This window comes from Shewanella morhuae, assembly GCF_900156405.1.
Taxonomy (GTDB): Bacteria; Pseudomonadota; Gammaproteobacteria; order Enterobacterales; family Shewanellaceae; genus Shewanella; species Shewanella morhuae.
Genome location: NZ_FTNN01000002.1, coordinates 261,869 through 284,272, shown reverse-complemented (window position 1 = coordinate 284,272; position 22,404 = coordinate 261,869). Strand labels below are relative to the sequence as shown.

Here is a 22,404-nt window from a genome sequence, read left to right as displayed (position 1 = left end):
TTGAGCTTTTATGAACCTTGTTGAGCACATATTGTGTATAAAATTGAGTTATATCGTCAGAATAATAAAAAGGTCTTTAACTGGTTAAATAGTGAGCTTTATCGGTGCTAGTTACTTTTCTAAAGGGGGTTTTATTTTTAACTCATTATATATGTTGATCTTTATTAGTTTGTTGTTTGTTTTTTAAATAGACCTAAACTGATGTTTTTTGAGCGTTATAACAAGTTCACTGAAGTTTCAAACAGAGATATCCACAGAAAATGTGGATATCCCTCCGTTTTACGCCTGCCGCTTGTTGATAAATATCTTGCAAGAGTCATTTTATCCAAGGCTTAGGGTGAAATAGAGGTTTGCTGAGAGACTAGCTTTATGAAACAATCAGTTTATTAGAATTTAATGTGATTTGGAGTCCATGTGATTGATAGCGACGGCTTTCGCGCAAATGTGGGCATTATAATTTGTAACAGATATGGCCAAGTCATGTGGGCCAGACGCTTTGGTCAACATTCATGGCAATTTCCTCAGGGTGGTGTTGACGAGGGCGAGACTGCCGAAGAGGCGATGTATCGTGAATTATATGAAGAAGTTGGCCTAAGACCCGAACACGTTGATATCTTAACTTCAACACGTTCTTGGTTACGTTATCGTTTGCCAAAACGTTTAGTAAGACAAGACAGTAAACCTGTGTGTATTGGGCAAAAACAAAAGTGGTTTTTGTTACAGCTTAAAAGCCAAGACAGTGCGATTAATTTAAGTTTATCTGGGCATCCTGAATTTGACGATTGGCGCTGGGTCAGTTATTGGTATCCTGTACGACAAGTTGTCTCCTTTAAACGTGATGTTTATCGTAAAGTGATGAAAGAGTTCGCAGTAACGGCATTGTCATTCCAGATTCAGGAAATACCGAGAAAACGGGGAAGGCAAAAAACAACGGGCTGATTTTCAAAATAGGATTGAAAACAGTGTTAAATACGCTCAGGGATATAACTCAGGCTGTGGCATCAGCCAATAGCCTAGATATTGCATTAGAGACTTTAGTTACCTCGACAAAAGCGGCTATGGCTACCCAATGTTGTTCCATCTACATATTAGAGGAGCAAGAATTAGTGCTATCTGCAACAGATGGCCTTAAAAAAAGTGCAGTTGGTCGTGTGCGCATGCCGTTGAGTGAAGGATTAGTTGGACTTACTGCCCAGCGCGAAGAAGCGGTTAACTTAGCTGACGCTAGGCTTCATCCTCGATTCAAACACTTTCCTGAAGTAGCAGAAGAAGAATATCGTGCTTTTTTAGCTGTGCCTATCATCTACCAAAAGGCGGTAGTTGGGGTCATCGTGGTGCAGCAGGCGAGTGCGCGTCAATTCAGCGAAGGTGAAGAGGCCTTCTTGATGACCCTCGCCGCTCAGTTAGCAATGGCAGTACGTGGTTTAAAACAAAAAGCACAAGTCAGTTCCCATCAACATCAAATACTGTTTCAAGGTACCTCCGCATCGAACGGTATCGCCATTGCTTACGCCTTTGTGCTGGGTGGCGAAATCTCCCTCGAACAGCCCGATGTACGTTGTGACAATATTATCCATGAGTCGAGCCGCTTAACGGTGGCAATGGCACGCTGTAAAGAAGCGATTGGCGCATTGTCACAGCGGTTTGACCGTGAACAAGATGACGAAGTCGTCTCTATTTTCAATGCATTACAATTACTGCTTGATGATGCAAGTTTAGGTGGCGAATACGCCCGTGAAGTGCAATTAGGATGGGCGGCTGAGTCGGCAGTGAGTCGAGTGTCTTTGCGTTATATCCAACAATTTTTAGCGATGGAAGACCCTTACCTTAAGGAGCGTGCGAGTGATATCCGCGACTTAGGGCAAAAAGTATTACGCCAGTTAATTGAGCCTGAACGGCTTGAACGTGAACCCGATAAACCGGTGATCCTGATTGCCCGTGAAGCTGATGCGACTATGTTGGCCGAGTTTCCAAGGCAAAAGCTTGCTGGTATTGTCACTGAGCTTGGCGGCGTGAACTCCCATGCCGCTATTTTAGCCCGCGCCTTAGGTGTACCGGCCATTACAGGCGTGGAGCAATTATTATCGGCCAATATTGACCAGAAACTCTTGGTGGTGAATGCGAGCCGTGGCCAGTTATTAGTGTCGCCATCCCCAGCTGTTGTTGGTGAGTATCGCAGTTTGATTTCAGCGCAAAAAGCGTTGCAACGTCAATACGCTCAAGAATTAGCTTTACCTTCAGTTACGCTTGATGGTTCGCGCATCCGTTTGTATTTAAATGCCGGATTACTCAGTGGTGTGGCTTCTGAGATCGCTAGCGGCGCTGATGGGATTGGGCTTTACCGTACTGAAATCCCTTTCATGCTGCAACAACGTTTTCCGAGTGAATCTGAGCAAGTAAAAGTATATCAGCAAGTGTTATTGGCGGCGTCGGGTCGACCTGTGGTGATGCGCACCTTAGATGTAGGCGGCGACAAACCTCTGCCTTATTTTCCGATTAAAGAAGATAATCCATTTTTAGGATGGCGCGGGATCCGCTTGTCACTGGATCATCCTGAGCTATTTTTAGTGCAGTTACGGGCCATGCTACAAGCCGGAGGCGATGGTAAGCAACTGAGTATTTTATTGCCTATGGTGAGTAACTTAGATGAAATCGATCAATCCTTAGCCTATTTACGACAAGCCTATATAGAATTAAAAAATGATGTGAATATTGATATTGTTATGCCCAGAGTTGGCATTATGCTCGAAGTACCTGCCATGTTATATCAGCTTAACGATGTGGCCAAAAGGGTTGATTTTGTCTCAGTTGGTAGTAATGATTTAACGCAGTATTTACTAGCGGTTGACCGAAATAATCCACGGGTGAGTTCGTTATTTGATAGTTATCATCCGGGTATTTTGCGGGCGTTACATCAAGCACTCCTCGATTGTCGACATCATAAGCTCGACATTAGTATCTGTGGCGAGTTAGCGGGTGAGCCTATGGGCTGCATTTTATTGGTTGCGATGGGATACGATCAATTAAGCATGAACCAGGGCAGTTTAGCGCGAATTAATTATTTACTACGTCGCGTAGCACGCGCCGATTTAGATCAATTGCTTGCTAAGGCACTGAGTCTATCCAACGGTTTCCAAGTACGAGAATTAGTTAAAGAGTATTTAAGTCAGCAAGATCTTGAGACCATTCTTAACTAATGCTGCCTTTTGCTTTAAGCTGATGCCCTCGATTTAGCATGGGCTAGGTATTCCTGTGGATTGTTTGTTGTCGGTATTTTTAATCTGCTTAGCTTTAGGTGCGGTTGTCGGTTTTATGGCCGGACTACTTGGTATTGGTGGTGGTTTGATTATGGTGCCGTCGCTACTTTATATTTTGCCATCAGCAGGTATTCATTCTGCTCAATTACCCCATATTGCGATAGCAACCTCACTGGCGGCAATTATTCTTACGTCGATTTCGTCAGCACGAGCACACCATTTACGCGGTAATGTTCCTTGGCCGTTACTTAAAACGATGCTGCCGGGGATCATGCTAGGGGCGTTAACCTCAGGTTTTATTGCGGAACAAATTTCTGCAACAACCCTACAGCAAGGTTTTGCGATATTTGTAGTGCTTATGTCGATTCAAATGGCCTATCCCTTTAAAACGGAATCTAATCGTCACTTACCCAGTGCGCCAGTGTTATTCGTGGTCGCTGCATTGGCCGCTATGATTGCCGGGCTGATGGGGATTGGCGGTGGCGTTTTACTAGTACCATTTTTAACCTTCTTTGGGGTGAAGATGCGTTACGCCATTGGTTTTTCGGCTGCGACAGGTTTGCTAATCTCATTATCAGGCAGTTTAGGGTATATCATCGCGGGCTTTAATGCGCCAGAGCTACCTTATGGCACCTTAGGTTTTATCTATTTGCCCGCGTTATTGGGTTTAGTCATGACGTCAGTGCTAATGGCGCCAGTGGGGGTAAAAGTAGCGAGTACTTGGCCAACACCAGTGCTTAAAAAAGTATTTGCGCTATTACTTTTATGTGTTGGTTTTAAGTTAATTATGACCTAATTTTTGCCTCACCTTGAGGTGGTTAATGGATATCGTATGGCGCTAAGTTTTCCCAATATTGATCCTGTGATCATATCCTTTGGACCGTTTAATCTTTTTGGACAAACCTTTGAGCCAGCGCTGCGCTGGTATGGTTTTACCTATTTAGTTGGCTTTGTGGCGGCGATGTGGTTACTTAACCGCCAAGCAGATCGCTCACAGGGATTATGGACACGAGAGCAAGTTTCTGATCTGCTATTTTATGGTTTTCTTGGGGTGATATTAGGTGGACGTATCGGTTACGTGCTTTTTTATCATTTCGATTATTTTCTGGCTAGCCCGATGTATTTGTTTAAAATATCTGAAGGAGGCATGTCGTTTCATGGTGGGTTGATAGGCGTAATTACCGCCATGATTTATATCGCGTGGCAACAAAAACGACCATTTTTTGCTGTTGCAGATATGGTGGCGCCTGTGGTGCCTATCGGTTTAGGGGCAGGGCGTATTGGTAACTTTATCAATGGCGAGCTCTGGGGGCGCACCACAGATATGCCTTGGGGCATGGTATTTCCAAGCGGTGGATTAGATGCTCGTCATCCTTCGCAGTTATATCAATTTGTCCTTGAAGGTGTGGCGCTATTTCTACTGCTTTATTGGTTTAGTAAACGCACAAATAAAGTGGGTGCAGTGTCGGGGATGTTTTTAGTCGGTTACGGTGTTTTCCGTATAGTGGTTGAAACGGTAAGACAACCTGATGCGCAGCTTGGACTCTATTGGGGATTTATAACCATGGGGCAGATACTCTCAGTACCTATGGTGTTAATCGGTATATATTTGATTTTTCGTAAGCAGGATAAGCAGTAATGAAACAGTATATAGACTTAATGAAGCACATTTTGGCAGAAGGCGTCGATAAATCAGATCGCACGGGCACAGGAACTCGCTCAGTATTTGGCTATCAAATGCGCTTTGATTTGAGCAAAGGCTTCCCTTTGGTGAGTACCAAAAAATGCCATATGCGATCTATTATTCATGAGTTGCTGTGGTTCCTAAAAGGCGAAACTAATATTGCCTATCTACGTGAGAATAAAGTCCGTATTTGGGATGAATGGGCCGATGAAAATGGTGATTTAGGCCCTGTCTATGGTGCCCAATGGCGCAGCTGGCCAACGCAAAGTGGCGATGCTATCGATCAGATTTCACAAGTGATTGCACAGATAAAAGCTCAACCTGATTCTCGTCGTCTTATAGTTTCTGCATGGAATGTGGGTGAGTTAGATAAAATGGCCTTGGCACCATGCCATGCATTTTTTCAGTTTTATGTGGCTGACGGTAAGTTATCTTGTCAACTTTACCAACGTAGCTGCGATGTATTTTTAGGTTTACCTTTTAACATTGCCAGTTACGCTTTACTTACTATGATGGTTGCCCAGCAATGCAATTTGGCTTTAGGTGATTTTGTGTGGACAGGTGGCGACACTCATCTTTATTCCAACCATATGGAACAAACTGCATTGCAACTTAGCCGAGAACCCAAGCCGCTGCCAACGATGACAATTCGACGTTTACCTGAATCAATTTTTGATTATCAATTCGATGATTTTGAACTGACAAACTACAATCCCCATCCCCATATCAAAGCGCCTGTCGCCGTATAACGTCTTATTTGTCAATAAACACCTCGGAATAACCGAGGTGTTTCGTCGAAAATCACGATTTTATTTGTTATTATTATTCGTCTACACTCAATTCATTATGATTTTTAGGAGTGTACGATGGAAAAAGCTATAAGAAATTTTTTGAGTCAAGAGTCCGCTGGCGGCATCTTGTTACTCGTTGCTGTTGCCTTAGCCATGTTGATGGCCAATTCTCCGCTAGCTTCGCTTTATCAAGGTTTTCTTAGCACTGACGTGCAAATCAAAATTGGCGTACTTGATATTCATAAGCCCCTCCTTTTGTGGATCAATGACGGTCTAATGGCCATATTTTTTCTATTGATCGGTCTTGAAGTTAAGCGTGAGTTACTCGAAGGCGCTTTATCGAGTGTCGCTCAAGCATCTCTACCTACTTTCGCGGCAATTGGCGGCATGATAGTCCCTGCCGGAGTCTATTTGCTGTTTAACTATGGCGATCCTGTCACGCAAGCGGGATGGGCGATTCCTGCTGCCACGGATATCGCGTTTGCTTTGGGGATCATGGCATTACTGGGTAGCCGCGTTCCTGTGTCTCTAAAAGTCTTCTTGTTAGCGCTGGCGATTATTGACGATTTGGGTGTCATCGTGATTATCGCTTTGTTCTATAGCAGCGATCTTTCGACCATCAGCTTAGTGATTGCCAGTTTAGCGATAGTTGGGTTAGTTGGATTAAACCGAAAAGGTGTCACCTCACTTTTACCCTATGGAATTTTAGGATTAATCCTTTGGGTTGCCGTACTAAAGTCAGGCGTTCACGCCACACTTGCTGGCGTTATTATTGCGTTTTGTATCCCAATGCGAGCCAAAGATGGTAGCTCACCTGCAGAAGGTTTAGAGCATAGTTTGCACCCATGGAGTACATTTTTAATCTTACCCGTGTTCGCCTTTGCTAATGCTGGTGTGTATCTAGGTAACATGAACTTAGAGACGTTAATCTCGCCTGTGCCCGTTGGCATTGCATTGGGCCTCATGCTGGGTAAGCCCATTGGTGTCATGTTGTTTAGTTTCGTTGCGGTGAAGCTTAAGTTAGCTCAATTACCCGATGGTGTAGGTTGGAAGCAAATAGCGCCAGTCGCAGCCATGTGCGGTATTGGTTTTACGATGTCGATGTTTATCGCATCACTCGCTTTTGAGCGTGCGGATCCTATGTATGGCGATTTAGCCCGTCTTGGTACCTTAGTTGGCTCTATGGTGGCGGCATTAGTTGGTTATTTCTGGTTATCAAAAGTATTACCCCAAAAAGGAGTATGATTATGATCAATATGAAATTTATGACAATGGCGACACTTTTATGTCTCTCTTCAACAGTGAGTGCCTCGCAGATATTAGCTTGTAACAAAGATGTCAGTTCTGCAACGTGTCAAAGTTATCTTGAAGGGATCGTCGATGGAGCTTTGATGTTTAAGTCTGATGCATTAGGGGCACGATTAGAGACCAATGGCTATGAATCAAGGGCACTTAAATATCGTGGTGGTAAACGTTTCCAAGAGGCTAATCGAGTCTATTGTGCCGACCGTATTCCCAACCGTGATGCTTTAGTATCGGGAGTGACCGAAGCGGTGAGCTTAGGGACTGCTGCAGATTTAGAGCAATTGCAAGGCATAGTGACAAATTTACTCGACTGCCAACGGTTACAATAACGCGGTAAACCCTTTAATGTCTTAGCTATTAGGGCAACGATAAGTAATGGATCAGCATGCATTTTAATTACAACCATTTGTATTATTTTTGGATGATCAAGAAAAAGGGTTCGGTCACTAAGGCGGCTGAAGCACTATGCTTAACGCCACAAACTGTCACCGGTCAAATTCGCGCTTTAGAGGATAGATTGGGCGGGAGTTTATTCAAACGGGTAGGTCGCTCATTAGAGGCCACTGAGCTGGGAGAGCTGGTGTTTCGTTATGCTGATAAAATGTTTAGTCTTAGTTACGAAATGCTCGATTTGCTTAATTATCAAAAAGCGGATGCGATGCTTTTTGAGGTGGGTATTGCTGATGCCTTGTCTAAGGCATTGGTTAGTCGAGTTTTGCTATCAGTGGTCCCTAATGATAGCTCTATACATTTGGCTTGCTATGAAGCGACCCATGAGAGCTTAATGGCGCGTTTACGTGAGCATAAATTAGATATGATTCTCTCTGATTGTGCGGGTGAGTCATTGAAATATCCTGAAATTTTGTCTAAAAAATTAGGGGAGTGCGGTGTGAGTTTTTTTTCTGCTGACACTTACAGTGCTGATTTTCCTGCTTGTTTAGAACAAGGTCAATTACTAATCCCCAGTCGCAGAACTTCACTCGGGCAGCAGTTATATCGCTGGTTTGATGAACAAAATCTTAAGGTGAGCATTTTAGGGGAGTTTGACGATGCGGCAATGATGAAAGCTTTTGGTTATCTTAAGCGCGGCATTTTTGTCACTCCATCGATTTACCGCCAAGAGGTTACTTCCCACGGTATGCATTTACTTGGTGAAACTGTCGATGTGAAAGAAGAATATCATGTGATGTTTGCCGAACGAATGATCCAACATCCGGCGGTAAAACGCTTGTTAGATACTGATTTTAGCGATCTCTTTGCTGGGCTCGATACGCAACTGCAACAATGTTGATTTAATCATTCAGTCACAAAGGGATGATCGACACTTTAGCCTGTGAACTGGTAGACTAATGCCAAATTTGTGTTGGGAGAAATACCTTGGAATTAATGAACATAGCAAGGGTTCGCTGGGCATGTCGACGCGGAATGTTGGAATTAGACGTTTTGTTTCAACCATTCGTTGAAAACTTTTATCAAGAAATGTCCGATGAAGATAAAACCGCGTTTATTCGTTTACTAGAATGTGAAGATCCTGAGTTATTTGCTTGGTTTATGGGCCATGAAGTGTGTCCTGATGCTGAATTGGCACGCATAGTCGTTAAAGTCCGTGGCAGACCAGCACCCTAGTTTTAGTGTAAAAGCCTCCCTCGACCAACGACTCTCGTTGGTCGTTTTTGTTTGTGTCTGTTCTAGCGCTTTTCTACTTTGGCCGCAAAGCGGTAATATTGTGTTATCTCTCTTTAAATACCTGTGTATCTTACTGCTGATACTATTTTTGATATTACAGATGTGGCGACTGCAGCATTGGCATTTAGAGTTTGTACTGAATAATAAAGGCGAGGGACGTTTATCTACAGGGGAGCATTTTAAAGTGCTAAAGCGAACTTGGGTCACCCCTTTTGTTTGCTTGATTTACATCGATGTGGATACGCAAATACGTTTGTTAATGGTTTGGGCTGATATGGTCAATGATGCGCAGTATCGGCATTTATGCCGTCTGTTACTAAGAGCTAAAATACAACAGACTAAACCTTCTTCCGAGATTTAGCCTGTTTATTATCAAGCCAGAGTCACAATCTTACTTTTCAGGTTGTAAAATGGTGGGCTGAGGAGAGTCTAATTTTTCGGGATGATCAATATTAAAATGCAGTCCACGGCTTTCTTTTCTATCCATAGCACAGCGAATAATTAACTCCGCGACTTGCACTAAGTTACGTAATTCGAGCAAGTTATTACTGACTCTGAAGTTACTATAATACTCTTGGATTTCTTGCTGCAACATCATACAGCGTCGCAGCGCGCGCTCTAGGCGTTTATCTGAACGCACAATACCGACATAATCCCACATAAATAGCCGTAGTTCATGCCAGTTATGGGCAATAACGACTTCTTCATCAGAGTTAGATACTTGGCTTTCATCCCATACGGGGATGTGCCCCGGCATTTTAATTTTATTCAGTTGGCTCTCAATATCTTGCGACGCGGCGCGGGCAAACACCAAACACTCAAGTAATGAGTTACTTGCAAGGCGATTCGCACCATGCAGACCTGTGTAGGCGACTTCACCAATGGCATAGAGACCATTAAGATCCGTTTGACCGTGCATATCTGTCATCACGCCACCGCAGGTATAGTGCGCAGCAGGAACGACAGGAATTGGATCTGTAGTGATATCAATGCCCAGTTCTAAGCAACGGCTATAGATGGTCGGGAAATGCTTCTTCACAAAATCAGCATCTTTATGACTGATATCAAGATACACACAATCGGCACCAAGACGTTTCATCTCATAATCAATGGCACGGGCAACGATATCTCGCGGAGCCAGTTCGCCACGTTCATCAAAGTCTGGCATAAAACGACTACCATCTGGACGACGCAAGTAAGCACCTTCACCGCGTAGTGCTTCAGTGAGTAAAAAATTACGGGCATCGGCATGGTACAAACACGTGGGATGAAATTGATTAAACTCCATATTAGCGACGCGAGAACCAGCACGCCACGCCATAGCAATACCATCACCACTGGCCACATCGGGGTTTGAAGTGTATTGGTATACTTTAGAGCTGCCTCCTGATGCTAGCGCAACAAACTTCGCCTTGATTGTTTCGACGTGTTCTTCATCTCGGTTCCACACATAAGCGCCTAACACTCGATTACCTGGGCGATTCAATTTACGGGTGGTAATCAGATCGATGGCGTTATAGCGTTCTAAAACTTGAATGTTGGGGTGTAACAGTACGCGTGCTTGAAGCGTGGTTTGGACTTCTTTACCTGTGGCATCTGCAGCGTGTAAAATACGCCTATGGCTATGGCCGCCTTCACGGGTTAAATGGTAAGGTGCGTCTTTTTCATTGCCGTCTGTGGTTTCTTCTTTGTCGAAGGCAACACCACATTCAATAAGCCACTGCATGGCACTTTTAGCATTTTCGGCGGTAAAGGTAACAACATCTTTATCGCATAATCCTGCCCCTGCAATAAGCGTATCAGCAACATGGGATTCAATAGTGTCACTTTCGTCGAAAACGGAGGCAATTCCGCCCTGGGCGTAGTAAGTTGATCCTTCCGAGAGTGGGCCTTTTGAAAGCAGAATAACTTTTGCTTTTTCAGCAAGATGCAAAGCTAGTGTCAGACCTGCGGCACCGCTACCTATGACTAATATGTCAGATTGGTGTTCAACTACTTGTTTCATCGGGTATCATGATGTGATTGACGAGTACCAACTATGGTAAACCAACTCTCGGATTATGGGTACTTTCCTTTTTACCTTACTTTATTTATACAATTTTAGAACTTTTTCAAAGTACGCGAGTCTACATAAGTGAATATGATTCGAGCGACTGAGAAATCAGCCTTTTAGATTTAGGAGAAGTCGGCTCGGATGAGTGGACAATTAAGTGATCAACAATTAGTTGAGCGCGTACAACAAGGTGATAAAAACGCTTTTAACCTGTTAGTGCTTAAATATCAAAGTAAAGTCATTAGTTTGATTTCTCGTTATGTACGGAATCAAGCAGACGTTGCTGATGTAGCGCAGGAAGCGTTTATCAAAGCTTATCGAGCTTTGCCAAACTTTCGCGGTGAAAGTGCATTTTATACTTGGTTGTACCGCATCGCAGTAAACACTGCGAAGAATTATCTCGTATCACAGGGGCGTAGAACGCCTGCTAATGACGTTGATGTAGAAGATGCCGAATATTATGAAGGCAGTGATGCGCTGAAGGAGTTTGCCTCCCCAGAGCGATTAATGTTATCGGATGAAATCAAAAAGGTGATTTTCGATACATTAGAGACGTTGCCAGAAGAATTGCGTATGGCTATCTCGTTGCGTGAACTTGATGGTATGAGTTACGAAGATATCGCTATCGTCATGGAATGTCCCGTAGGTACAGTAAGATCGCGTATCTTCCGTGCTCGTGAGGCAATAGATAAAAAGCTTCAGCCCTTGCTGGAAGAATGACATCCTTATATTTAGACAGGTGAAAAATGGATAAATTAGGTCAAGAATGGGTATCTGCTACCGTCGATGGAGAGACTGATGCGCAGACCATGGCAGAGTTAGCTGCCGATACACATTCACATGATAAATGGCATAACTATCATATGATAGGTGATGCAATGCGAGGCGAATTGCCTCAGAATATTATGTTAGATCTGTCTGCTAGTATTGCCGCTGCCATCGAACTTGAGCCCGCAATTGTTGCGCCCAAGAGTCGTGCGCCAGCTGCACCACAAATTGCCGCTAATAGCGAACAAAGACGCGTTGTGCCTTTGTTTAAACAATTTGGTCAATATGCTATCGCAGCAACCGTTGCCATGTTTGCGATTGTGGGTGTGCAAAATTACAATCAAACTGCTGATGATGCCGCATCGCCGTCTCCAGTATTAATAACCCGACCTCTGATTGGTAGCGCGTCTCCAGTGAGTTTGCAAACGGGACCAGTACAACAGAACCAAGGTCATAGTAGCGATCAGGTGAACGAACAGCGGCACCGGATTAATACTTATATTCAGGACCACATGTTGCAACAACGATTGAACACGGGTGCGGTTGTTGAGGATAATAACGACGTTGTACCTGTTCCTAATTAATAATGAGGAGTTAGCTTGCGTCTAATCCTGTTGGCTTTATTAGCCTTGGTCTTCCCTGCGATGGCGCAAGAAGACATGGCAGCCAAGGTCTGGCTCGATAAAATGAGTCAGGCTTTAAAAGAAAAAGAATTTAAAGCATCGATTATTCAACTTCAGGCCGATCATATTCGGCCTTTGGTTTATCTGCACGGTAAGGTTAATAATCAAGAGGTTGCCTTTCTTGAATATCTTAACGGGCCGCCTAAAAATGCGGTTCGTGTTGGTAATCGAGTCACGTTTATAGAGCACGATGAGCCAGCTTACAGCATTGTTTCTGATCACATTCAAGGTGTTTGGCCTGCCGCTTTTTCTGCCAAAATGGCTGATTTAGAAGTCGGTTATCAATTTGTATTGGGTGGTAGAAGCCGCATTGCTGGCCGTCCAGGTCAAATGATCCGCCTCTTGCCAAATGATGAGTTTCGTTATGGCTTTCAGGTTTGGGTCGATATGGAAACCTATTTGCCACTCAGGTATGACATGCTGACTCAAGATAAGCAATTACTTGAGCAAATCATGGTAATTGAGCTTATCGAGCTCAGTGAGCCTCCGGCTATTTTACTCGAGGCCTATAAGCAAGAATGGCCAGCAGTGATAGATCAAGCCGAGCGTCAAGATGGCCAAAACTGGCAATTTTCTTGGCTTCCTGCAGGTTTTACCGTGGTCGTACGTGATCACCATAGACTGATTGGCAGCCAGGAAACAGTGGAATATATTGCACTGACCGATGGACTGGCAAATATTTCAGTTTATGTAGCGAGGGCTGGGACCAGCAAATTACCTGAAGAACTGATAACCCGTAACGGTTTATCGTTAGTATCAGAAAACGTAGGTAATGCCGAAGTGGTTGCTGTAGGAAAAGTGCCTACCGAAACCTTGGCACGTATTGCTAAAAGTCTGACGCTAAAATAGGACAAAGATTATGATGGAAGAAGTGGCTAGGGTCGTCGCCAGCGATAATCAAGGTTGGTTGACGGTTGAAGTTGAACTTAAAAGCACTTGTAAGAGTTGTTCTAGCAGTGAGTCTTGCGGAACCTCTGCCATTGCACAGGCTTTTTCTTCAAAAACTCAGCAATTCTCTATCCAAAGTGAACGCCGCTGCGAGGCTGGCGAACTGCTCAAGCTGGGGCTTCCTGAGAGTGTGATTCTAAAAGCAGCGGCATTAATTTATTTAATGCCGCTGTTAGGTTTGTTTATTGGTGCGGCGTTAGGACAGTATTTAGGCCAGCTATTTGAGTTTAATTCTAACCTTGGTGCTATGGGTTTTGCGGTGCTAGGAGCTTTATTGGCGTGGACTTTGGGTAAACAACAAGCTAAACGTTTAGAAGAAGATGCTCAGCCTGTGATTTTGGCTTATTTAGGTATGAGTCTTAATTTGCGAGAATTAGCTCAATAATTTCAATGTGTTATTTTTTATTAAATAACAGTTAACTGCGGTTTTGGGCGTGGTTTTATCCTAGTGCCCTAAGTAAGAGTGAATGTGATTGGTATTGAAACCGCAATCAGGTACAATTTCGCTCCTTTAAACCGTATCCATTTTCAGTATTAGTCATTGCAGCATAATGAAACAAATTAGAAACTTCTCAATTATTGCCCATATCGACCATGGTAAATCGACGCTATCAGATCGTCTTATTCAGGTTTGTGGCGGGTTAACCGACCGTGAAATGGATACTCAAGTTTTAGATTCTATGGATCTAGAACGTGAGCGTGGTATTACGATTAAGGCACAAAGTGTCACTTTGGATTACAAAGCCAAAGATGGCCTCGTCTATCAACTTAACTTTATTGATACCCCTGGTCATGTTGACTTCTCCTATGAGGTCTCGCGCTCATTAGCAGCCTGTGAAGGCGCTTTACTGGTGGTTGATGCGGGTCAGGGCGTTGAAGCTCAGACACTGGCAAACTGTTATACCGCTCTGGATATGAATCTGGATGTGGTACCCATTTTAAACAAGATTGACTTACCTCAAGCTGATCCTGAACGTGTTGCTGCCGAGATTGAAGATATCGTCGGTATTGATGCGATGGATGCTGTGCGTTGTTCAGCTAAAACGGGTGTCGGTATCGACGAAGTTTTAGAAGTCATTGTTGCTAAAATTCCTCCGCCAGAAGGCGATCCCAACGCACCATTGCAAGCCTTGATTATTGATTCTTGGTTTGATAACTACTTAGGTGTAGTGTCTTTAGTGCGGATTAAACACGGTAGCCTGAAAAAAGGCGACAAGTTTAAGGTGATGTCGACAGGGCAAAACCACACAGCAGATCGCGTGGGTATTTTCACACCAAAACAAACCGATAAAACCGAGCTTAAAACCGGTGAAGTAGGTTTTGTTATTGCGGGTCTTAAGGAAATTCACGGCGCGCCCGTGGGCGATACTTTGACGTTAGCTAAAAATGGTGCTGAAAAACCGTTACCTGGCTTTAAGAAAGTTAAACCGCAGGTATACGCTGGCGTATTCCCTATTTCTACCGATGAATATGAAAACTTCCGTGATGCGCTGAATAAGCTCAGTTTAAACGATGCTTCATTATTCTTTGAACCCGAAAGTTCATCGGCACTGGGTTTTGGTTTCCGGATTGGCTATTTAGGCCTACTCCATATGGAAATCGTGCAAGAGCGTTTAGAGCGTGAATACAACCTAGAGTTGATCACCACAGCGCCAACCGTAGTGTACGAAGTGGTGATGACCAGTGGTGAGACAATTTACGTCGATAACCCGTCTGATTTACCAGCGCTTAATAATATTGAAGAAATGCGTGAGCCGATTGTTGAGGCCAACATTTTAGTGCCAAAAGAATACTTAGGTAACGTGATTACCCTCTGTATTGAAAAGCGCGGCACACAAGTCAATATGGTATACCACGGTAATCAAGTGGCTGTGACATATCATCTGCCGATGGCGGAAGTGGTCATGGACTTCTTTGACCGTTTAAAATCGACTAGCCGTGGTTATGCATCACTCGAATATAACTTTATTCGTTTTGAACCTGCTGACATGGTGCGTTTAGATATTCTGATTAACGGCGATAGGGTCGATGCTTTAGCTATGGTTATCCATAGATCAAACATTCGTCATCGCGGCTTAGCCTTAGTGGATAAGATGAAAGAACTGATTCCACGTCAGATGTTTGATATTGCGATTCAAGCGGCAGTGGGCAGTCAAGTTATTGCTCGTTCAACCGTTAAAGCGCTACGTAAAGATGTAACGGCTAAATGTTATGGCGGCGACGTTTCTCGTAAGAAAAAACTCTTAAATAAACAAAAAGAGGGTAAGAAACGTATGAAGCAAGTCGGTAACGTTGAGGTGCCGCAGGAGGCATTCTTAGCGGTACTTAAGCTAAACGAGTAATCGTTAGCATAAGAACGTGACAATTTAGTTGACTATTGCGCCGCTGTTTGCGGCGCTTTAGTTAGGTTATCGTGTTGATTTATGCCTTTGGATTTATCAAGGACAAGTGCGGTAAGTTAACTAAAGTTTGATATTCGCTGAGTTAGGATAGGTTAATTATTTTTAAAGCAGGAGTTCAATAATCAATGGCAGCGTATTTTTCAATTATTCTAGTAATCATCACCCTGTTCTCAGGGATTATTTGGTTAGTCGATGTGCTCTTTTTTGCCCCAAAGCGTCGTGAAAGTTTAGCGTTAGCAAAAGCTTCTCAAGCCAATTTGACTGAAGAAGCGGAGTACCAAATCATTCGCGAATCGACCATTGTCGAAACGGCACATTCTATTTTCCCTGTGATTGCGTTCGTACTGATCCTACGTTCATTCATTTATGAACCATTTCAAATTCCATCGGGCTCTATGATGCCAACCCTGCTTGTGGGTGACTTTATTCTGGTGGAAAAATTTAGTTATGGTCTTAAAGATCCGGTGTGGCGTAATAAACTGATCGAAACGGGCGAGCCTAAACGTGGCGACGTGATCGTGTTTAAATATCCTGAAAACCCCACCATTGACTACATTAAACGTGTCGTAGGTTTACCAGGTGATAGAATTATTTATCGTAACAAACAGTTGATGATTCAAAGTGCCTGCGGTGTTGAGCAAACCGATTGTCCTGAACCACAGGTTATCGCCCGTACTGAAGTCAACCGTGGTGAGTACAACCAAGATGGCGTGCCATTACTGCGTTATACCGAGCAGTTAGGCGAGGTTACCCACGATATTTTGATCAACCCGGGTCGTCCCGATATGTTGGCCTATTTTAAGCGTGAAGGTAATTTACCCGCGGGTGAGTTTTTAGTGCCTGAAGGGCATTACTTTGCCATGGGTGATAACCGTGATAACAGTACTGACAGCCGTTTCTGGGGATTTGTACCCGAAGAAAACCTTGTTGGTAAAGCAGTAGCGATTTGGATTAGTTTTGAATTTGATCGTTCAAAGGCCGACTTTATCCCTAGTTGGGTACCAAGCGGTGTACGTTTTGAGCGTGTAGGTGGAATAAAATAGCATGGAACCGATTAAAAATTTGCCACGTTTGTGTCGTACATTAAGTTATGAGTTCAATAATATTGAGCTGTTGACGCAAGCGCTGACTCACAGAAGTGCGGCAAATAAACACAATGAGCGCTTAGAGTTTTTAGGCGATTCAATTTTATCTATCGTGATTTCTGATGCGCTATATCATCAGTTTCCGAAGGCGACTGAAGGCGATTTAAGCCGGATGCGCGCCACGTTAGTGCGCGGTGATATGTTAACTGTCATCGCTCAAGAATTTAAGCTCGGTGACTATTTATATTTGGGGCCTGGTGAACTAAAAAGTGGCGGTTTTAGACGCGAGTCAATTCTTGCTGATGCGGTCGAAGCCATCATTGGCGCGGTCTACCTTGATTCTAATCTTGACATTTGCCGAGCATTATTATTGAAATGGTATGCTGAACGTTTGGCCGAAATCCAGCCGGGTATCAGCCAAAAAGATGCTAAAACGATACTGCAAGAGCATTTGCAAGGGTTTAAAAAGCCGTTACCTGACTACCAAGTCATCAACATCGAAGGCGATGCCCACGATCAGACATTTACCGTTGAATGTCGCATTGAAGATTTGAGTCAAAGCGTGATTGGTGTTGCCAGCTCACGCCGTAAAGCCGAGCAAATCGCGGCGGCTCAAGTATTGGAGTTACTAAAGAAATGATCAAAAAAACAGACTTGTCAGGTAAGGATGTTGCCAATATGGCCACTGAGCCGAGTTTAGATGAATTACTGGCAAGGATGAATGCGGCTGCGCCAACGTCGTCGGCCCAATATGATGTGACTTATTGCGGTATGGTGGCGATCATTGGTCGCCCTAATGTTGGTAAATCGACGTTAATTAACCGGTTGCTTGGACAGAAGGTGAGTATTACTTCTAAAAAGCCGCAAACGACGCGTCACCGTATCATGGGTATTCATACCGATGGTCCTAAGCAAATCGTGTTTATCGATACTCCAGGTTTGCACATTGAAGAGCAACGGGCGATTAACCGCCTGATGAACCGCGCCGCAGCCAGTTCGCTTGCCGATGTAGCGATGGTGATTTTTGTGGTCGACGGCATGACGTGGACTGCCGATGACGAGATGGTGCTGAGTAAATTACGCCGTGGCGGCGAAGAGCGTCAGACGATTTTGGCAATCAACAAAGTCGACAATATCAAAGATAAAGAATCACTCTTCCCGTATTTGGAAGAAGTGGCTAAAAAATATCCGTTCGACGAGATTTTACCCATTTCTGCCAGTAAAGGCACCAACGTCCAGCGAATTTTAGAGCTGGCGGCGGCATCAATTCCTGAAGGACCATTCTTCTTCCCTGAGGATTATGTTACCGATCGCTCGCAGCGTTTTATGGCGTCGGAAATTGTGCGTGAAAAACTGATGCGTTTCCTCGGTGATGAATTGCCCTACGATGCTACGGTTGAAATTGAACAGTTTAAGATGATGGAGAACGGTGTTTATCAAATTAATGCCTTGATCCTTGTCGAGCGCGAAGGCCAAAAACGTATGGTAATTGGTAGCAAAGGCGAGCGTATTCGTACTATTGCAACCCAAGCGCGCTTAGACATGGAAACCATGTTTGATAATAAAGTTTTCCTCGAAGTGTGGGTGAAAGTGAAATCGGGTTGGGCTGATGATGAACGTGCCCTACGTAGCTTAGGTTACGGCGAAGATTAAATTTTAATTCCTGCGAGCGCTTACCGATGAAACGTGGTTATGTTCTGCATCATCGTCCATATCGAGAGTCCAGTGTGTTAGTTAACCTTTTAGTTGACGGCATTGGACGAGTTGATGTGGTTGCCCGAACGGGCAGCGGTAAGCGTTCAATTAAGAGTATTCTCCAGCCTTTCCAGCCGCTGATTTTTGAATTTAGCGGCAGATCTGAATTAAAAACCTTAACCCAAGTTGAAGCCGCAGCACCCGCTGTGCCGCTTACCGGCCATAGTTTATTTGCTGGCATGTATATCAATGAGTTACTGATGCGTACTTTGTCTGTACAGCACAATGCCGAAGCATTATTCCTCATTTATCATCAGGCTTTAGTTGGTTTAGCTACTAGATTTTGCCAATCCCAATTGCGCTACATTGAACTGGCCTTATTGCAAGAACTGGGTGCTATGCCCTCACTTGGCCGTGATACGCAAGGTGAGCCGCTGAACCCTGAAGATTACTATCAATTAGTGCCCGAGTTAGGTTTTCAATTTGTACTTAACTCCCGTGCCCGCAATGCCTACCAGGGGGCTATGCTCTTGGCTTTAAGTGATAATCAGCTTAATGATGAGCAGTTTTTAACTGCAAAGTTATTGATGCGGTCTTTATTAAAGCCATTACTCGGGGCTAAACCTTTACTCAGTCGACAATTGTTTATCAACTCTGCCATGCCGACTAAAATTGATGCGAATAATTCGCCTTAGCGCCTGTTTTTTAGCGCGAGCCTAAGTACAATAGGCCGCAATATCAGCGTTAATAATTAAGGAGTTCCCGATGAGCCGTATCCTATTGGGCGTGAATATCGACCATATTGCGACCCTGCGCCAAGCCCGTGGCACTAACTATCCTGATCCAGTGCATGCCGCTGCGGTAGCTGAACACGCTGGCGCCGATGGCATAACGATTCATTTACGTGAAGACCGACGCCACATCATCGATCGTGATGTATATCTACTCGCAAAAACATTAACAACTCGCATGAATTTTGAATGTGCGGTAACCGAAGAAATGCTCAATATCGCCTGTGAAATTAAGCCAACTTATGTCTGTTTAGTGCCAGAAAAACGCCAAGAAGTGACTACTGAAGGCGGTTTAGATGTGGCAGGGCAATTGGATAAAATCACCGCAGCAGTAAGGCGTTTAGCCGCAGAAGGTATTCAAGTCTCGTTATTTATTGATGCCGATAAAAGCCAAATTGATGCTGCGGTTGCATCAGGGGCTCCGCTTATCGAAATCCACACGGGTTGCTATGCCGATGCTAAAACGCAAGCACAAGAAGCCACTGAGTTAGCGCGTATTAGCGAAATGGCAAAATATGCCCATGGCAAAGGTTTAGTCGTTAACGCAGGTCATGGTCTGCATTATCACAACGTCAAGCCTATTGCGGCAATTCCTGAGTTATACGAGCTCAATATTGGCCATGCGATTGTCGCACGTGCTGCCATTGACGGTTTAGCGACAGCAGTGAAAGACATGAAAATGTTAATGCTTGAAGGGCGTCGAGGCGAATAATGGCGATTGTTGGTTTAGGTACCGATATCGTTGAAATTGAGCGGATAGAGGCGCATGTGGTGCGCGCAGGCGACAAGCTCGCTAAACGTGTGCTGACCGAGGCTGAGTTGGCCATTTATACTGCCCATAGTCAGCCAAGTCGTTATCTTGCCAAGCGTTTTGCTGCAAAAGAAGCCGCAGCCAAAGCGCTTGGCACCGGTATTGGTCGCGGTGTGTCGTTTCAGCATATTCACATTGGCAATAATGATGATGGTGCGCCGATGATTCATTTTACTGATGGGGCTTTAGCGCGTTTGCAACAACTTAATGCAGTGATCGGGCATATCTCTATTGCAGATGAAAAGTCTTACGCAATAGCAACAGTCATCATCGAATCCCAATAGATAAGCATCTGTATTTATTAATTATATGAGGGAGCCTTCGGGTTCCTTTTTTATTTTCCAGAGAGTTTTTATCATAGCACATAACAATTTATACACTTTTACTGTTCACTCCAGTTATTTTACGTTAGCTTGGTGCTTCAATATATCCTTATTGGATGCTGATAATAGCAGCTGTAAATTTAAAGGGGCCCGAAATGAAATCCGCCGTAGAGCAGTTATCAACCTACAAAAGTGTGCATCTAAATCAGCGTAATATTCAAACGCATTTTATTGGTATCCCACTGATTATTTGGTCTGCTTTCCTATTGCTGGCCACTGTACGTATTCCATTGGGGGGGATTGGTGAAACCAGCTTAGCAGTTATCGTGGGCGTATTTGTGTTAGCTTATTATGTTCGTTTACACCTAAGGCTCTCAATAGGGCTCATTTTATTTATGATCCCAGTACTAATGACTACGCAGTGGGCTGCGCATATTGCCGGCGCGACTTGGCTGGCCCTAGGGGTGTTTGTTATGGGCTGGGTGTTGCAGTTAATTGGTCATCAATATGAAAAAGCCAAACCTGCTTTTGTGGACGATTTAAATCAGCTATTAATTGGGCCATTTTTTTTGATGGCAGAAGTCTATTTTATGCTGGGCTTAGAAAAAGCACTGAAAACGCAAATAACGCCGATGGCAATTGAAAAGCGCCGTGCGCTTGAGGCTCAAAAACTTAGATAGCAGTGAGTCTATTGCTGGATATTGTTTCAATTGAAATAAACATCATCGGCTGGGCTGTATAACAATGTTGCTTGGCCGATTCTGTCATTGAGGGTTAAGTTCTCGGTGGATAATAAAACTGCGGCATAATACGCACGGTTTTTATCATATTCTCTGCCACATCGACTATCTCTAAAGGATAGCCAGCCAAACGTAAACTGGTATTGACTGAAGGGATTTCTTCTAAATATTCCAGAATAAGACCATTAAGGGTTTTAGGGCCATCGGTTGGGAAATTCCACTTCATTTCTTTATTTAAATCGCGGATAGTTATGCCCGCGTCGACGAGATAGCTACCATCTTGTTGTACCTGAATATCGTCACTTGGGGCTGTTAACATTGAGGTGGTGAAGTCACCAACAATCTCTTCAAGAATATCTTCAAGTGTGACTAAACCTTGAATATCACCATACTCATCGACAACTAAGCCGATACGTTCTTTATTTTGTTGGAAGTTAGCCAGCTGTACGTTAAGTGGCGTACCTTCAAGGATGAAATAGAGCTCTTTTACTGCCCGCAGTAAAGACGACTTACTAAATTGCTTTTTAGACTGTAGGCGCAGCGCATCGCGTAAATGAATAAAGCCCACCGCATCGTCGATGGTGTCGCGATAAATTAGCACGCGGGTATGTGGACTTTGAATGACCTGACGGTTGATATATTTAAACTCATCATTCATGTTAATTGCGTAAATATCAGAGCGCGGCACCATAATATCTTCAACAGTGACTTTTTCTAAATCTAAGATTGATAACAGCATTTCTTGGTGGCGTTGGGGGATGAGCGCGCCAGCTTCATGCACTACGGTGCGTAATTCTTCTTGGCTTAATGCATCGCTACTGTTTACCGTTTTTATCCCCAACAGCCGTAAAATAGCTGTGGTTATCAAGTTAACACCTGAAACAACGTAGGCGAAAACCGTTGAAAGTATGATAAGTAATATACTAGAAGGGAAGGCAATACGTTCAGGATTGAGAGCTGCAATAGTCTTTGGCGTAACCTCAGCAAAAACGAGCACAACTAAGGTGAGTACACCAGTGGCAATAGCCACACCTAAGTCACCCCAAAGGCGCATACCAATGATAGTCGCAATGGCAGAGGCTGAAATGTTGACTAAGTTATTACCGATCAAAATTAAGCCAATTAAACGGTCAGGACGCTCAAGCAGTTTTAAAGCCCGAATCGCTCCCTTGTGGCCGTTATTGGCTAAGTGGCGTAAACGATAGCGATTGAGAGTCATCATTGCGGTTTCTGAGCCTGAAAAATAGGCTGAGAATAGGATAAGCACTAATAAAATGATCAGGAGTGCGCTTGTCGATATAGCGTCCAAAAAAGGCTCCAATATGGCCAGTAAACTTAATTAAATACCGACATTTAAAAAAAGTGTCAAGTCGGCGGCAGGA

Annotated in this window: 24 protein-coding genes; 22 read left to right on the top strand and 2 right to left on the bottom strand. The window is 43.9% G+C overall.

Annotation, left to right across the window (positions count from 1 at the left end; all coding sequences use genetic code 11):
- Positions 1-414 precede the first annotated feature (414 nt).
- The 10 genes from rppH (at position 415) to BW947_RS03550 (ending at position 9,084) form a co-directional block, all read left to right on the top strand.
- Entirely contained in the window at positions 415-939 is a 525-nt protein-coding gene (rppH, locus tag BW947_RS03595) for an RNA pyrophosphohydrolase (RefSeq protein WP_076496953.1), read from the top strand.
- A gap of 23 nt (positions 940-962) precedes the next feature.
- Positions 963-3,197, top strand: a complete 2,235-nt coding sequence (gene ptsP, locus BW947_RS03590; protein ID WP_076496952.1) for a phosphoenolpyruvate--protein phosphotransferase — start codon at positions 963-965, stop codon at positions 3,195-3,197.
- A gap of 55 nt (positions 3,198-3,252) precedes the next feature.
- Positions 3,253-4,053 (top strand): sulfite exporter TauE/SafE family protein, encoded by an 801-nt coding sequence (locus BW947_RS03585; RefSeq protein WP_076496951.1) that lies wholly within the window; start codon positions 3,253-3,255, stop codon positions 4,051-4,053.
- 36 nt (positions 4,054-4,089) lie between these two features.
- Positions 4,090-4,896 (top strand): prolipoprotein diacylglyceryl transferase, encoded by an 807-nt coding sequence (lgt, locus tag BW947_RS03580; protein ID WP_076496950.1) that lies wholly within the window; start codon positions 4,090-4,092, stop codon positions 4,894-4,896.
- Positions 4,896-5,690, top strand: a complete 795-nt coding sequence (gene thyA, locus BW947_RS03575; RefSeq protein WP_076496949.1) for a thymidylate synthase — start codon at positions 4,896-4,898, stop codon at positions 5,688-5,690. The genes lgt and thyA overlap by 1 nt, the downstream gene beginning before the upstream one ends.
- Positions 5,691-5,807: 117 nt before the next feature.
- Positions 5,808-6,977, top strand: coding sequence for a Na+/H+ antiporter NhaA (gene nhaA / locus BW947_RS03570; RefSeq protein WP_076496948.1), 1,170 nt, complete (start codon positions 5,808-5,810; stop codon positions 6,975-6,977).
- Between the two features lie 2 nt (positions 6,978-6,979).
- Positions 6,980-7,366, top strand: coding sequence for a hypothetical protein (locus BW947_RS03565; protein WP_076496947.1), 387 nt, complete (start codon positions 6,980-6,982; stop codon positions 7,364-7,366).
- Positions 7,367-7,422: 56 nt separating this feature from the next.
- Complete coding sequence (nhaR, locus tag BW947_RS03560; protein ID WP_076496946.1) at positions 7,423-8,328, top strand: transcriptional activator NhaR; 906 nt, start codon at positions 7,423-7,425, stop codon at positions 8,326-8,328.
- 86 nt (positions 8,329-8,414) lie between these two features.
- Positions 8,415-8,663 (top strand): FAD assembly factor SdhE, encoded by a 249-nt coding sequence (locus tag BW947_RS03555; protein WP_107882010.1) that lies wholly within the window; start codon positions 8,415-8,417, stop codon positions 8,661-8,663.
- A complete protein-coding gene (locus BW947_RS03550; protein ID WP_076496944.1) occupies positions 8,644-9,084 on the top strand; it encodes a protein YgfX in 441 nt (146 codons plus the stop codon). Before BW947_RS03555 ends, BW947_RS03550 begins: the two co-directional genes overlap by 20 nt.
- Positions 9,085-9,114: 30 nt before the next feature.
- Here BW947_RS03550 and nadB read toward each other — a convergent pair whose 3' ends face one another.
- Positions 9,115-10,728 carry an L-aspartate oxidase gene (nadB, locus tag BW947_RS03545; RefSeq protein WP_076496943.1) on the bottom strand — a complete coding sequence of 538 codons (1,614 nt, stop codon included), beginning with the start codon at positions 10,726-10,728 and terminating at the stop codon, positions 9,115-9,117.
- A gap of 189 nt (positions 10,729-10,917) precedes the next feature.
- On the opposite strand from nadB, the gene rpoE reads away from it, so the two are divergent.
- From rpoE to BW947_RS03485, 12 genes are all read left to right on the top strand, one after another.
- On the top strand, positions 10,918-11,496 hold the full coding sequence (gene rpoE, locus BW947_RS03540; protein ID WP_076496942.1) for an RNA polymerase sigma factor RpoE: 579 nt from the start codon (positions 10,918-10,920) through the stop codon (positions 11,494-11,496).
- A 26-nt stretch (positions 11,497-11,522) separates the two neighbouring features.
- Entirely contained in the window at positions 11,523-12,128 is a 606-nt protein-coding gene (locus tag BW947_RS03535; protein ID WP_076496941.1) for a sigma-E factor negative regulatory protein, read from the top strand.
- Positions 12,129-12,143: 15 nt separating this feature from the next.
- Entirely contained in the window at positions 12,144-13,076 is a 933-nt protein-coding gene (locus tag BW947_RS03530; protein ID WP_076496940.1) for a MucB/RseB C-terminal domain-containing protein, read from the top strand.
- A gap of 10 nt (positions 13,077-13,086) precedes the next feature.
- Positions 13,087-13,560 (top strand): SoxR reducing system RseC family protein, encoded by a 474-nt coding sequence (locus BW947_RS03525; protein WP_076496939.1) that lies wholly within the window; start codon positions 13,087-13,089, stop codon positions 13,558-13,560.
- A 166-nt stretch (positions 13,561-13,726) separates the two neighbouring features.
- Positions 13,727-15,517 (top strand): translation elongation factor 4, encoded by a 1,791-nt coding sequence (gene lepA / locus BW947_RS03520; RefSeq protein ID WP_076496938.1) that lies wholly within the window; start codon positions 13,727-13,729, stop codon positions 15,515-15,517.
- Between the two features lie 185 nt (positions 15,518-15,702).
- The gene (gene lepB / locus BW947_RS03515; RefSeq protein WP_076496937.1) at positions 15,703-16,620 is read left to right on the top strand and encodes a signal peptidase I; all 918 of its coding nucleotides are present in this window, start codon (positions 15,703-15,705) and stop codon (positions 16,618-16,620) included.
- Position 16,621: 1 nt separating this feature from the next.
- The gene (rnc, locus tag BW947_RS03510) at positions 16,622-17,302 is read left to right on the top strand and encodes a ribonuclease III (protein WP_076496936.1); all 681 of its coding nucleotides are present in this window, start codon (positions 16,622-16,624) and stop codon (positions 17,300-17,302) included.
- Positions 17,299-18,315: a GTPase Era gene (era, locus tag BW947_RS03505; protein WP_076496935.1), complete on the top strand. Its 1,017-nt coding sequence runs from the start codon at positions 17,299-17,301 to the stop codon at positions 18,313-18,315. Before rnc ends, era begins: the two co-directional genes overlap by 4 nt.
- Positions 18,316-18,341: 26 nt before the next feature.
- The gene (gene recO, locus BW947_RS03500) at positions 18,342-19,052 is read left to right on the top strand and encodes a DNA repair protein RecO (protein ID WP_076496934.1); all 711 of its coding nucleotides are present in this window, start codon (positions 18,342-18,344) and stop codon (positions 19,050-19,052) included.
- 70 nt (positions 19,053-19,122) lie between these two features.
- On the top strand, positions 19,123-19,860 hold the full coding sequence (pdxJ, locus tag BW947_RS03495; RefSeq protein ID WP_076496933.1) for a pyridoxine 5'-phosphate synthase: 738 nt from the start codon (positions 19,123-19,125) through the stop codon (positions 19,858-19,860).
- Positions 19,860-20,243 (top strand): holo-ACP synthase, encoded by a 384-nt coding sequence (gene acpS / locus BW947_RS03490; RefSeq protein WP_076496932.1) that lies wholly within the window; start codon positions 19,860-19,862, stop codon positions 20,241-20,243. Before pdxJ ends, acpS begins: the two co-directional genes overlap by 1 nt.
- Positions 20,244-20,437: 194 nt before the next feature.
- The gene (locus tag BW947_RS03485) at positions 20,438-20,962 is read left to right on the top strand and encodes an Mpo1 family 2-hydroxy fatty acid dioxygenase (RefSeq protein ID WP_076496931.1); all 525 of its coding nucleotides are present in this window, start codon (positions 20,438-20,440) and stop codon (positions 20,960-20,962) included.
- A gap of 94 nt (positions 20,963-21,056) precedes the next feature.
- On the opposite strand, the gene BW947_RS03480 is transcribed toward BW947_RS03485, so the two are convergent.
- Complete coding sequence (locus BW947_RS03480; RefSeq protein WP_076496930.1) at positions 21,057-22,331, bottom strand: HlyC/CorC family transporter; 1,275 nt, start codon at positions 22,329-22,331, stop codon at positions 21,057-21,059.
- Positions 22,332-22,404 lie beyond the last annotated feature (73 nt).

Coding starts and splice junctions, on each gene's coding strand:
- lgt (WP_076496950.1), top strand. CDS start 4,090: ATGGCGCTAAGTTTTCCCAATATTGATCCTGTGATCATATCCTTTGGA.
- thyA (WP_076496949.1), top strand. CDS start 4,896: ATGAAACAGTATATAGACTTAATGAAGCACATTTTGGCAGAAGGCGTC.
- nhaA (WP_076496948.1), top strand. CDS start 5,808: ATGGAAAAAGCTATAAGAAATTTTTTGAGTCAAGAGTCCGCTGGCGGC.
- BW947_RS03565 (WP_076496947.1), top strand. CDS start 6,980: ATGATCAATATGAAATTTATGACAATGGCGACACTTTTATGTCTCTCT.
- nhaR (WP_076496946.1), top strand. CDS start 7,423: ATGCATTTTAATTACAACCATTTGTATTATTTTTGGATGATCAAGAAA.
- nadB (WP_076496943.1), bottom strand. CDS start 10,728: ATGAAACAAGTAGTTGAACACCAATCTGACATATTAGTCATAGGTAGC.
- rpoE (WP_076496942.1), top strand. CDS start 10,918: ATGAGTGGACAATTAAGTGATCAACAATTAGTTGAGCGCGTACAACAA.
- BW947_RS03535 (WP_076496941.1), top strand. CDS start 11,523: ATGGATAAATTAGGTCAAGAATGGGTATCTGCTACCGTCGATGGAGAG.
- BW947_RS03525 (WP_076496939.1), top strand. CDS start 13,087: ATGATGGAAGAAGTGGCTAGGGTCGTCGCCAGCGATAATCAAGGTTGG.
- lepA (WP_076496938.1), top strand. CDS start 13,727: ATGAAACAAATTAGAAACTTCTCAATTATTGCCCATATCGACCATGGT.
- lepB (WP_076496937.1), top strand. CDS start 15,703: ATGGCAGCGTATTTTTCAATTATTCTAGTAATCATCACCCTGTTCTCA.
- rnc (WP_076496936.1), top strand. CDS start 16,622: ATGGAACCGATTAAAAATTTGCCACGTTTGTGTCGTACATTAAGTTAT.
- era (WP_076496935.1), top strand. CDS start 17,299: ATGATCAAAAAAACAGACTTGTCAGGTAAGGATGTTGCCAATATGGCC.
- recO (WP_076496934.1), top strand. CDS start 18,342: ATGAAACGTGGTTATGTTCTGCATCATCGTCCATATCGAGAGTCCAGT.
- pdxJ (WP_076496933.1), top strand. CDS start 19,123: ATGAGCCGTATCCTATTGGGCGTGAATATCGACCATATTGCGACCCTG.
- acpS (WP_076496932.1), top strand. CDS start 19,860: ATGGCGATTGTTGGTTTAGGTACCGATATCGTTGAAATTGAGCGGATA.
- BW947_RS03485 (WP_076496931.1), top strand. CDS start 20,438: ATGAAATCCGCCGTAGAGCAGTTATCAACCTACAAAAGTGTGCATCTA.